General features: G+C 35.7%; 13 protein-coding genes. 8 read left to right on the top strand and 5 right to left on the bottom strand.

The genetic code is table 11. The features are described 5' to 3' along the window. The first annotated feature begins 37 nt into the window (after nucleotides 1–37). From H514_RS0110470 to H514_RS0110480, 3 genes are all read left to right on the top strand, one after another. Nucleotides 38–313 (top strand): ACT domain-containing protein, encoded by a 276-nt coding sequence (locus H514_RS0110470; RefSeq protein WP_027446928.1) that lies wholly within the window; start codon nucleotides 38–40, stop codon nucleotides 311–313. Between the two features lie 12 nt (nucleotides 314–325). Next, nucleotides 326–1,699: a PFL family protein gene (locus H514_RS0110475; protein ID WP_027446929.1), complete on the top strand. Its 1,374-nt coding sequence runs from the start codon at nucleotides 326–328 to the stop codon at nucleotides 1,697–1,699. Nucleotides 1,700–1,888: 189 nt separating this feature from the next. Beyond that, the gene (locus tag H514_RS0110480) at nucleotides 1,889–2,326 is read left to right on the top strand and encodes an NUDIX hydrolase (RefSeq protein ID WP_027446930.1); all 438 of its coding nucleotides are present in this window, start codon (nucleotides 1,889–1,891) and stop codon (nucleotides 2,324–2,326) included. A 60-nt stretch (nucleotides 2,327–2,386) separates the two neighbouring features. On the opposite strand, the gene H514_RS0110485 is transcribed toward H514_RS0110480, so the two are convergent. Next, a complete protein-coding gene (locus H514_RS0110485; protein WP_027446931.1) occupies nucleotides 2,387–3,151 on the bottom strand; it encodes a TerC family protein in 765 nt (254 codons plus the stop codon). A gap of 321 nt (nucleotides 3,152–3,472) precedes the next feature. On the opposite strand from H514_RS0110485, the gene H514_RS0110490 reads away from it, so the two are divergent. Further along, nucleotides 3,473–3,931: a GNAT family N-acetyltransferase gene (locus tag H514_RS0110490; protein ID WP_027446932.1), complete on the top strand. Its 459-nt coding sequence runs from the start codon at nucleotides 3,473–3,475 to the stop codon at nucleotides 3,929–3,931. A 52-nt stretch (nucleotides 3,932–3,983) separates the two neighbouring features. On the opposite strand, the gene H514_RS0110495 is transcribed toward H514_RS0110490, so the two are convergent. Beyond that, a complete protein-coding gene (locus H514_RS0110495; RefSeq protein ID WP_027446933.1) occupies nucleotides 3,984–5,054 on the bottom strand; it encodes an AI-2E family transporter in 1,071 nt (356 codons plus the stop codon). 386 nt (nucleotides 5,055–5,440) lie between these two features. On the opposite strand from H514_RS0110495, the gene H514_RS0110500 reads away from it, so the two are divergent. Then, nucleotides 5,441–5,713 (top strand): hypothetical protein, encoded by a 273-nt coding sequence (locus tag H514_RS0110500; RefSeq protein ID WP_027446934.1) that lies wholly within the window; start codon nucleotides 5,441–5,443, stop codon nucleotides 5,711–5,713. A gap of 54 nt (nucleotides 5,714–5,767) precedes the next feature. On the opposite strand, the gene H514_RS0110505 is transcribed toward H514_RS0110500, so the two are convergent. From H514_RS0110505 to H514_RS0110515, 3 genes are read right to left on the bottom strand one after another with little or no spacing between them, the layout of a single operon-like run. Beyond that, entirely contained in the window at nucleotides 5,768–6,490 is a 723-nt protein-coding gene (locus tag H514_RS0110505; protein WP_027446935.1) for an amino acid ABC transporter ATP-binding protein, read from the bottom strand. Continuing rightward, nucleotides 6,483–7,142, bottom strand: a complete 660-nt coding sequence (locus H514_RS0110510; protein WP_027446936.1) for an amino acid ABC transporter permease — start codon at nucleotides 7,140–7,142, stop codon at nucleotides 6,483–6,485. Before H514_RS0110510 ends, H514_RS0110505 begins: the two co-directional genes overlap by 8 nt. 35 nt (nucleotides 7,143–7,177) lie before the next feature. Further along, nucleotides 7,178–7,906, bottom strand: coding sequence for a transporter substrate-binding domain-containing protein (locus H514_RS0110515; RefSeq protein ID WP_231566600.1), 729 nt, complete (start codon nucleotides 7,904–7,906; stop codon nucleotides 7,178–7,180). Between the two features lie 310 nt (nucleotides 7,907–8,216). On the opposite strand from H514_RS0110515, the gene H514_RS0110520 reads away from it, so the two are divergent. The 3 genes from H514_RS0110520 (at nucleotide 8,217) to H514_RS0110530 (ending at nucleotide 10,973) form a co-directional block, all read left to right on the top strand. Continuing rightward, nucleotides 8,217–9,119: an RluA family pseudouridine synthase gene (locus H514_RS0110520; RefSeq protein ID WP_027446938.1), complete on the top strand. Its 903-nt coding sequence runs from the start codon at nucleotides 8,217–8,219 to the stop codon at nucleotides 9,117–9,119. Nucleotides 9,120–9,454: 335 nt separating this feature from the next. Further along, nucleotides 9,455–9,808, top strand: coding sequence for a hypothetical protein (locus H514_RS0110525; RefSeq protein ID WP_027446939.1), 354 nt, complete (start codon nucleotides 9,455–9,457; stop codon nucleotides 9,806–9,808). A 568-nt stretch (nucleotides 9,809–10,376) separates the two neighbouring features. Next, the gene (locus tag H514_RS0110530; protein ID WP_027446940.1) at nucleotides 10,377–10,973 is read left to right on the top strand and encodes a hypothetical protein; all 597 of its coding nucleotides are present in this window, start codon (nucleotides 10,377–10,379) and stop codon (nucleotides 10,971–10,973) included. The last annotated feature ends 221 nt before the right edge of the window (nucleotides 10,974–11,194 follow it).

An 11,194-nucleotide genomic window follows, 5' to 3' on the forward strand; every position in this document is an offset into this window, starting at 1 on the left:
ATGAAACATATTTTAACGACCAGAAGAGGTGGACAACATGGAAAATAGACGCGCAATCGTTAGTGTTATCGGTAAAGACCAAGTAGGGATTATTGCCAAGGTAACTCAAGTGTTGGCAAGTAAAGAGATTAATGTACTTGATATTAGTCAAACCATTTTAGAAGAGTTTTTCACAATGATGATGATTATAGATGTATCTGATAACGAACAGTTGGATGACATCCGACATAAGCTTCAAACTGTTGGTGATGAAATGGGACTAAAAATTAACCTGCAGCTTGAAGATGTTTTCCAAGCAATGCATCGTATTTAAGGAGGTACCATCATGACTAGAAATATTGGCTTACATGAAATGACAGAAACGATCCGAATGGTTCAAATGGAAAATCTTGATATACGTACGGTCACGATTGGTATCAACCTACGCGATTGCACGGATCCGAACTTTGAACAAATGCAAGAACGTGTCTATGAAAAAATACTTCAATATGCCAAAGACTTAACAAAAGTGGCGGAATCTGTTGAAAGAGAATATGGCATTCCTATTATCAATAAGCGAATTTCTGTAACTCCTATTGCAGAGCTTCTAGGTCAAGCCACTGTTGAACAAGCTATAGCACTGGCAAAAACATTAGACGAAGCAGCAAAAGATCTAGGTGTTGATTTTATTGGTGGATATTCAGCTTTAGTACATAAAGGCGTTACCAAGGGAGAACAAACGCTAATAAATGCTTTACCTGAAGCCTTAAGTGTAACTGAACGGGTATGTGCTTCTGTTTCCGTTGCAACAACGAAAACAGGGATTAATATGGATTCAGTACAACAAATGGGCAAAGTGATCAAAGAGGCATCCGAAAAGACTCGTGACCAAAACGGCCTTGCGTGTGCGAAACTAGTCGTTTTCGCTAACCCAGTAGAAGACAACCCATTTATGGCAGGAGCTTTCCACGGTACCGGTGAAGGTGAAGCAGTACTTAATGTCGGAGTAAGTGGACCGGGCGTTGTGTTAAATGCATTGAAGCGTCATCCAAATCCGAATGCAGACCTTGGTTCTGTGTCTAGCGTCATTAAGAACACTGTCTTTAAAATCACTCGTGCCGGAGAGTTTCTAGGACGTGTTGTCGCTGAACGTATCGGTGTTCCGTTTGGCATAATGGATTTATCCTTAGCTCCGACAAATGCATTAAACGATAGCGTTGCTGAAATATTAGAAGAAATCGGACTTGAACGCGTCGGTACACATGGAACGATCGCAGCCCTCGCCCTGATGAATGATGCTGTAAAAAAAGGCGGAGCGATGGCAAGTGAATATGTCGGTGGCCTAAGCGGCGCTTTCATACCTGTTAGTGAAGATAATGGGATGATAAAAGGGGTTTCTGATGGCGCATTATCGTTATCAAAATTAGAAGCGATGACATGTGTATGCTCTGTCGGCTTAGATATGATTGCGATCTCAGGAGATGCCCCAGCTACTACGATTGCAGGTATGATTGCTGATGAAGCAGCCATCGGAATGATTAACAAGAAAACAACCGCAGTCCGCGTCATTCCTGTTCCAGATAAAGAAGAAGGAGAAATTGTTGAATTTGGTGGACTTCTCGGTCGCGCACCTGTAATGGGCGTCAACCCTTATGGATCTGACAAACTTATCAACCGTGGTGGACGCATACCAGCTCCTCTCCAGGCTCTAATCAACTAGAATAAGCACACTTTTATAAAAATAAGAAAAACGCACAACGAGCAGGTCTTATCCCCTCGTTGTGCGTTTTTTATGCAAAATATTCAATTCTTCCTTAATAGAGCCATCCTATTTGTATTATAAGATGCTTTTAATCTTATAATAATGTTAGTAAAATATGGTATATAAAAAGAAGAGAGGGTGATATACATGAAAAGAGTCGATGTAGCGTACGTAATTCTTTTTGATGAAAGTGAACAAAAGGTGTTGATGGTTAAAAATAGCGGAAGTCCTACTTCTTACTATACTTTACCAGGAGGAGCAGTCGAAAAGGGTGAAACACTTCAAGACGCTGCGATAAGGGAAGTTAAAGAAGAAACGGGCCTTGATGTGGAAGTCGAGGGAATGTTTAGTGTCAGCGAAGCCTTCTTTGAAGACAGAGGGCATCATGCAATCTTTTTTACATTTATAGGAGAGATTATTGGGGGAGAGATTTCCATAACTTATCCTGAAGAAATAGAGGAAGTGGTATGGATGGATGCTCAAGAAGCGGAAAAGCATATGCGCATTCCTAGTGATTTGGAAGGTTTGTTATTCAAGCGTGATTCGGTTCCTTATATGTTTCAAGGAAGTATTGTTCATACATAGCGTATTAAAAAGATCTCTACATGAATCGCAGAGATCTTTTTATGAATTCATTTGTTTAGATTATGATTCAGATGATTTCTTGCCTGGTGCAAACCATCCGATTAATGCAATAGCCACTAGAACACCATAGAAAGTCAGTGTCCAAAGTGTACTGTGAGGGAAGTCGTGATCCAAGACACCAATATCATCATGGGCAAGCGTTATAACAGCTAATTTAACTCCGACCCAGGCGACAATTGCATAGGCTGTTGTTTCTAACGCTGGGCGCTTGTCAAGTAGCTTTACAAACCAAGTTGCAGCATATTTGATTAAAATAAGCCCTGCGATTCCACCAAGCACAACGACAATAAATTTACCGCCATCCATGCCACCGAAATCTCCGAGTGGGGAATCTGGAAGGCCGAGTGCAAGAGCAACAGCAGCTAGAATCGAGTCAATTGCAAAAGCAAGATCTGCTAGTCCGATCTTACCTACTGTTGGCCAAAAACCTTTTCCTGCAGCTTCTTCTTCTACTTCGTTTTCAATATTTTCATTTTCTTTACCAAACTTCGCTTTTATCACATGTTTTAAACCTAAGTAAAGAAGATAAGCGGCTCCGATAGCTTGTATTTGCCATATATTCGCAATAAACGATATTGCAAAAAGAGCTATAAACCGAAAAGCAAATGCCATGAATATTCCATATTTAATCGCTCTTTCTTTTTGTTCTTCCGGTAAGTGCTTGGCAATCACCGCTAGAACAAGCGCATTATCCGCTGATAATAATCCTTCTAGTCCTATTAGAATTAATAAAGTCCAACCGTATTCTAACCAAATTGATTCCAAACTGATTCTCCTTTCTAACAATAACTTGTGTCATCTTAGGCTTATTAAGGTTTTTGGATATCGAGAATCAATATAAACAAGGTAGTTATATTATTACCTTTTTAACAAAGATTCTATGAGTAACAATACCTTACTACAATTTACCATAAACTTTATAGTTAAATCATCCAATGGTTATCTTTCCAACCTTAAACAAATTCATTCTTATATTGTGTAGTAGTTGTGGTTTTCGTTTTGTTTTGAAATAATTGGTATTAAATTCAATTGCTCATTTTAATGTAATTTATGAAACGGTTAGTTAATAAAAAAGGGGGGATCTATATGTACACATATTTCAATGGATTCATTATACGAGAAGGTATAGATGGTTTTGATGAATCAGCCTTGAAAGCATTATATATTGATGCAGGTTGGGTAGGTAATAACACCCCGAAATGGCAGGATGAAAAATTCAAATTAGCTTTTGAGAACTCTACATGGGCATTTACTGTTTGGAATGATGAAGAGCTTGTGGGAATGGTAAGAGTTTTATCAGATAAAATCATGTTTGCTACGATTCTGGACTTAATCATTAAACACCCCTATAGAAAGCATGGAATTGGGAAAAAGCTAGTTGAATCTTGTATGAGTAAATTGCCACATGGCACTTGGTATGCTCATACAACTTCTAATAATTATAGTTTTTATGAGAAATGCGGGCTAAAACTACAAAACCCTAGTGAAAGTGGTAATTGTGTTTATTTTGGGAGGAGAAAGGCAAGAGAGGAAGGTCATTTATAAAATAGCGTTAAAAAACTCTCATCCTGAACCATTTACAGAATGAGAGCCTAAATTAAGCTGTTTTTTTATGATTTTTATAGAATTGATATAAATCCAACACTGTGACTTTTACAACTGCATACAACGGGATTGCAATGAGCATTCCGATAAATTTATATAAGGCTGCAGCTACTAGTAGAAGGAGGATGATTGTCAGTGGATGGATATTTAACTTGTTCCCTAATACCAGAGGTGCGACTAAATTCCCTTCTATTTGCTGGACGACAACCAATGTAATCAGAACATAAATGATCATACTTGGTTGTTGTGTTAAAGCTACAACAAGTGCAGGCAGCACTCCGAGGATTGGGCCAAAAAACGGGACAACTGCTGTGATTGTTACAAATATGGCTAGTAATAAAGCGTAAGGCAGTCCAATAATGGCATAACCAATATACATAAGAACACCATCAACTATAGCGACAGTAATTTGTCCGATGATGTACCCTGATAGTTTCACACTTATATCTTGAAATACTTTGGTACCTTCATCTCGGTGTTTTTTTGGAATGAAATTAAGTATGAATGGAATGAAGCGGTTATCATCCTTAAGAAAATAAAATAAAACAAATGGCACAACGACTAGAACTGTAGTAGCTCCAGTCAAAGCAGATGCAATTTGGCTAATATTTTCCCCTAAGTTTTGAGTAATTCCACTTAAATAAGAGCTTGCTTCTTGACGTAGTTGATTGACGGACAACATTCCCATATCATGCTTATCAATCGTTTCTTGGGCCTTATTTGCTGTTTCTTTTAATTGTTTAGGAAGCTTTTGCGTAATATTAGAGAATTGGGTACTAATTTTTTGTGCAAATAATCTTCCTGCTAAAAACAGAAGTCCTGCAATAGCTGCGAACACAGACAAAATAGCAACCTCTTCAGGGATGAATTTTATTTTTCGTATCAGACGCACAATCGGTTTTAGTATGTAATACAAAAATCCAGCAATTAAGATTGGAAAGAATAACGTGCTAATGGCTGTCTTAAAAGGCGCTAATATATTTAATAAATTCAAGAAATAAATCAGGATTAAGAATAGAATAGCTCCTGTAACGAATTTAAAATAAGGATGTTTGATCCACATATGCCTTCCTCCTACATCGTCTTAACTTACTATTTAATACCACGCACGCGATATGATGTAACATCCTTTATTTGGAGAGGACTGTTTATAGGATTTGTATAAGGAACTTTCATATGCAGTTGGATGAAGGTTTTTTTGAATAGAATCTGGAATATTAAGGGATAGAAAGTGATGTTTAAGAAAAGAGGGATAGCATTCGTTATAAATCGTTCATACTATTATTTGTTTTAATCTTGGTCACTTCCTGCTCAGTTGATGAAACAAAAACACTAAGTATAGAAAAAACAGATGAGTTTAAACAAGTAATAATTCAAAAAGTGGATACGGAAAAGTCTATATTTAACTTCACTAGTGAAAAAACTTCACTTATTTCGGAGATTATCGAATTGGTTAATAAGAAGTCTGTTAAACGGTTGAAAGATACAGAAGGTCATTTTAACGAATTGAAAGATAAGAGTTACTATTCCTTTACTTTTATAGATGAAAAGGGGGAGGTTCAAGATCTTCATCCTGAATTTGCTTTCTTGATTCTGGAGGATGGAACGCTTCTCTATTCCGATCAAGAGAGAGAAGATAAACAACTTTCACTGATTAGTATAGAAAAGCATCCAAAAGTGCTGGAGGATTTAAAAAAGGTCATTGATGTTACTAAACAATAGGCTTTTACGGACATCAAACCTAATAGCAGATTTGATGTCGCTAAAGCTTCTTTATTATAAGATTTTCTCCAAGAAATCCTGTGCTCTTTGGGTTTCTGGTTTACTGAAAAATGTGGATGGAGGGGAGTCCTCAACTAACTTGCCATGGTCTAAGAAGAAAACACGATCAGCTACTTCTTTTGCAAACCCCATTTCGTGAGTTACCACAGCCATTGTCATTCCGGACTTAGCCAAGTCTTTCATTACGTCTAGTACCTCATTAACCATCTCAGGGTCCAGGGCAGATGTTGGTTCATCAAATAGCATGATTTCAGGTTCCATAGCTAGCGCACGAGCGATAGCAACACGTTGCTTTTGTCCACCTGATAAATTATTCGGATAGGCGTTCGCTTTATCAGTTAGTCCTACCTTCTCCAAGAGGGACTTTGCTTTCGTCTCAGCTTGATCAGCTGTTTCACCTTTTACTTGTTTAGGTGCATACGTTATATTATCGATAACCGTTAAGTGTGGAAACAAATGAAAATGCTGAAAGACCATACCAATATGCTCTCTAGCTTTAAGGATATTGGTTTTAGGATTCGTAATTTCATAGTCTTGTATCCAAACACTTCCGTTTGAAGGTGTTTCTAGTAGGTTTAAACAACGTAGGAAAGTGGACTTTCCTGAGCCTGATGGACCTACAATAGAGACCACCTCACCCGAGTTCACCTGTGTAGAAATATCACTTAATACCTCTGTTTTACCAAATGTTTTGGATAGATCTTCTACTTTAATCACTGACACGTAACCTCCGTTCTAATAGCTTACCAAGCATCGTTAATCCCATAACTAATAGATAATAAATAAGTCCAACAAATAAAAGGGGCTCAAAGTTTCTATAAATATCAGAGCCAACTACCTGTGCACGACGCATGAGATCTAAGTAACTGATGGTCGACACAATAGCTGATTCCTTTGTGAGTGTAATAAATTCATTCATCAATGCTGGTAAAATGTTTTTTAATGCCTGAGGTAAAATCAAGTCTTTCATCATCGGACGATAGGGAACCCCAAGTGCTTGAGCAGCTTCTGTTTGCCCTTTCTCAACAGCTTGAATTCCTGCACGGATGATCTCAGATATATAGGCAGAAGAATTTAGACCAAAAGCAAGAACAGCCGCAAAAAATGGTGGAATATTATATCCCGTTAATTGTGGGATAGCAAAATAGATAATCATAAGCTGTAGAATTAATGGCGTCCCTCGAAATACGGAGGTGTATGCATCAGCTAACCCAACCATGAATTTTATTCGACTGATTTTAATTAAAGCTATTAATGTTCCTAAGATAAAACCAAATATGATTGATACACTTACAAATCCTAACGTTACCCATATTCCTTCTAGCATAAAAGGAATATAAGGCACGATTTGGGTAAAATCCAAATTCATGCCTTCACCTCATTTCTAAATCGTGATGTTATAGTTTATTCTAAGTCTTCAAGCCATTCTTTCTTTAATTCCTCAAGTTTTCCGCTTTCTTTCATCTCTTTCAATACCTTATTTACGTCTTCTTTAAGGTCACTACCTTTTGGAAAAGCGACAGCCATTCCTGGAGAACTAGAAGTAGGGTCTTCAAAGCCACCAAGATTTTGTTCTTTGATATAACCTTTAGCTGCTGCTTTGTCCATATATGCAACATCAATACGGTTAGTTTTTAATTCCTGAATAAGTGTAGAGCTGGTATCTACTTGTTTCATCTTAAAATCTACTTTTTCCTGAATTTTTTTAGCGCCTTCTTCTTGAATCGTTCCAAGCTGTACGCCTACCGTTTTACCTTCTAGTTGTTCTAGTGAATCAATGTTTGCATCTTTATTCGTAACGAACATTTCACCGGAGTGATTATATTGAGTAGAAAAATCTACGTTTTGGCTACGCTTTTCTGTTGCAGACATGCCAGCTAGAACCATATCTACTTTCTCTGTTTGAAGAGCTCCAATTAATCCATCAAATTTCATATCCTTAATTTCAAGGTTGTAACCTAGTTCGTCAGCAATATATTTCGCTAAATCAATATCGAATCCAACGATCTCACCAGATTCATTTCTAGATTCAAATGGAGCAAAATCTGCTGATGTTCCCATAACCAATGTTTTCTCATTTTCACTTGCTGAAGAATTACTACATCCAATTAACCCAATTGATAAGATAATCATTAGTGCGCTTACTACAAATTTGTTTTTCATGACTTTTCCTCCTAGATAATTATAAGTGTTCATGTATTTTTATTAGTATTTAGAATACTAACACACATAATTATTCATTAAAAGAGGTTATTTATAAATTATTATACATTCTTATGCATTTATTTGTTTTTGAGGTTGGATAATAAGATTTTTAAGTCCGTGATCAAGGGGTTAAGTTTTTCTAGATAAATAAAAAAAGGAGTGTATAATTTTAAGAGAGAAAAAGTCTAATAGTAGATCAAAGTACCTTTGCAATAGTGTTATAAATGGAGGTCACGGTGTGAAAAAGAAAGGAAACGTAAAAAGAAGTCAAGATCAAAGAGCCAGACGGTATAAAGTAAGAGAATCAACGACTTTACTTCCGTTTTTACAACAGGTTCTATCCCATCTGAGTCGTAATGCTGTTAAATCTGTCCTTACTAGTGGGAATGTAGTGATAGAAGGAAATGTAGTTACGAAGCATAATTATCCACTTCAACAGGATCAAGTGGTGGAAATTCACAAAGATAACGTGCGATCTGAACATACGTTGAAAGGACTTACAATTCTTTATGAGGATAAGGACATCATTGTAGTAGAAAAGGATTCAGGTCTTTTATCTATTTCTTCAGGTAAAGAGAAAACTTTAACGGCTCACCGCCAGCTTTCTGATTATGTTAAAACGAGTCATCCTAAAAATCGCATTTTCATTGTTCATCGGTTAGATCGAGATACCTCTGGTGTCATGATCTTTGCAAAGTCAGAACAGGTGAAAAACAAGCTGCAGAATGCATGGAAAGACATGGTGAAGGAGCGAACTTATATAGCTCTTGTAGAAGGGAAGATGCAAAAATCAGAAGGTGTGATAACATCTTGGCTAAAAGAAACAAAAACACATGTCATGTATTCTAGTAAGAAACCAAACGATGGTAAAAAGGCTGTAACCCATTATAAGGTGTTGCAGTCGAATCTAAATGTCTCCTTAGTTAAACTTAACCTTGAAACTGGGAGAAAGAATCAAATCCGCGTACACATGAAGGATATCGGCCATTCGATTGTTGGGGATAAAAAGTATGGAGCCACAAGTAATTCATTAGGTCGGTTAGGACTTCATGCAAAAGAAATTGCGTTTAAACACCCTTCCCGAAGTGAGATTTTACACTTTGAATCACAAGTGCCTGAAGTGTTTTTGGAGAAGTTCTAAACATTGTGTGAAAAGAGAAGATAGGAAGGCAATACAATAGTATATTTAAAGGCTTAGAGAAAGTTTATCTCTAAGCCTTGTTTTTATATCCCCAATATGTAGTTGAAAAAGAGTTCTCTGTATTATTTTGTGTAGATTTTTATTGATCAGTCTTCGTCTTAAGGGCCAGATTGTGGAAGACTCAGTTTCGAAATAAATATTGAAATATATATACTAAAATGAGACTACTTAAAAATAATAAAGATTAGATGTACTTTGTACGATATTATCAATGAAAACATAAATGTTATATAGAACAATTGTTGTATAGTTGTCCTAATTAAAGGTGGAATACTATGAGTTTTCAACAAACAGACATTAATAAGGGATTTGTTTATAAAGTTCAACATATTCCCACTGGTGAGTATGTTTCTGAAAGTGGTGTATTGGAAAGTAACATTGAATTTGACCAATTAGCAAAGTTTAGAAGTAAAGAAGAAGCTAACTATTTTATAAATACCTTTATAAAGATAGGTGAAGGAGATCAACCCAATCAATTTAAATTAGTAAAACACAATACATTTTTATTGGATATTGATATTCCGTTCATGAATGACTTAAGGGATACAGATTTTCATAGCATTTCTGTTTTTTTTAAGCAAAAGGTGAAAAAGTTTAAACGCTTTAAGAATAAATGGATGAAGAAGTAGATAGCTGTCAATTAAAAAAATAAGAGTTAGGTTATAGGGGGAGATACTACTGCTATATGTTTTAATAGGAATTATATTAGGTTCCATTAAATTAAAACACGTCTTTAAAGCAAAAACTAAGTATAAAAAGTATCAACAATCAGGTTTTGTAGTGTTTTTCTATGGTCTTGCTGTAGTCAATTCAATATTTTTCTTTAGTGAAGATGAGCAAATTAACCAACTCTTTATATATGTATTTCTTTTGATCATAATGATTTCCTGTATCCCTTTATTTATTGATGAAAATATACTAAATAAAATATCTAGAACTAGGTCACGTGGGAAACCTAAGAAGGAGGATATAGGAAAGGACGTTAAATGAAAATATTACGATATCAATCCTTCATGATAAGGGCGCTATTCTGTAATATGAATAGCGTCTTTTTTACACAGTAACTTGAGAGTAGCCAGGTACTTTTTCTATAGTAAGAAGTGGCTGTTATATTATAGTAGAATTGAAATTAATTTAAATAAACAAGTTTACGAACGATATTAAAAGTATTAAGCAAACGTTAGAGGGGGGACAATATTGTTTAAACAAAGAAAATTTTTATCACTACGACAATATGAACTTCAAAAAGATGGAGTAAAAGTTAAGGCAAAAGGTATCACAAATAATCATGAATATAAAATAAATTTTGAGACGCTTGGGAGAGATATAGAGTACTATAAAAACGGAAGTCTAGGTTGGCTGATAGGGGCTATAATTACTACGATAGTCCCGCTAGGCGTTTTAATAGAGGACTTCTTTCTGGGGACAGAAGAGGCTAGTTTTGGAGCGGGATTTTTTTATTTATCTATCTCATTTATATGTTTTACTGTATATTTTTCAAAAGCGAAAAATTATCTCATTATAACTGGTGGAAGCCATAATCTTGCATTTTTTAAAAATAAGCCATCTTCATATGACTTAAGTGAATATATAGAAGATATTCTTCTTGCAAGAAAAGATTACTTAAGAGACAAATATACTAAAATTGATATAGGTTATTCATTTGAGGATCAAGTAAACATTTATAGAAGGTTACGAGAGGAAAAAATTATTACAGAACAAGAGTATGAGAACTTAGTAAAAGTTCGTATTGATTACGAGGAACAACCCAAGGAGAAAGCAGGGTTCATATAGGATAGGTAATTGAGAACTCATCAATCTCGTTACACAAATAAAACTATATAATTCAAATCATACCAAACAATACAAGCCACCTGACTAAATTGAATTGAGCTTTGAAAGTTATCTCGAATTCAAGTCTTCCACATAAGACCAGCTATAAAAAGTCAAGTATCTAAATCAATGTTTCTTTAGGTTTAAAGGAATAAAATTTGGCATGCCAAATAAACCTCACG

The organism is Pontibacillus marinus BH030004 = DSM 16465, assembly GCF_000425225.1.
Taxonomy (GTDB): Bacteria; Bacillota; Bacilli; order Bacillales; family BH030062; genus Pontibacillus; species Pontibacillus marinus.

Bases quoted from the DNA above. Each gene is read 5' to 3' on its own strand.
- H514_RS0110470 (WP_027446928.1), top strand. From the start codon at position 38: ATGGAAAATAGACGCGCAATCGTTAGTGTTATCGGTAAAGACCAAGTA.
- H514_RS0110475 (WP_027446929.1), top strand. From the start codon at position 326: ATGACTAGAAATATTGGCTTACATGAAATGACAGAAACGATCCGAATG.
- H514_RS0110480 (WP_027446930.1), top strand. From the start codon at position 1,889: ATGAAAAGAGTCGATGTAGCGTACGTAATTCTTTTTGATGAAAGTGAA.
- H514_RS0110490 (WP_027446932.1), top strand. From the start codon at position 3,473: ATGTACACATATTTCAATGGATTCATTATACGAGAAGGTATAGATGGT.
- H514_RS0110495 (WP_027446933.1), bottom strand. From the start codon at position 5,054: ATGTGGATCAAACATCCTTATTTTAAATTCGTTACAGGAGCTATTCTA.
- H514_RS0110510 (WP_027446936.1), bottom strand. From the start codon at position 7,142: ATGAATTTGGATTTTACCCAAATCGTGCCTTATATTCCTTTTATGCTA.
- H514_RS0110515 (WP_231566600.1), bottom strand. From the start codon at position 7,906: ATGATTATCTTATCAATTGGGTTAATTGGATGTAGTAATTCTTCAGCA.
- H514_RS0110525 (WP_027446939.1), top strand. From the start codon at position 9,455: ATGAGTTTTCAACAAACAGACATTAATAAGGGATTTGTTTATAAAGTT.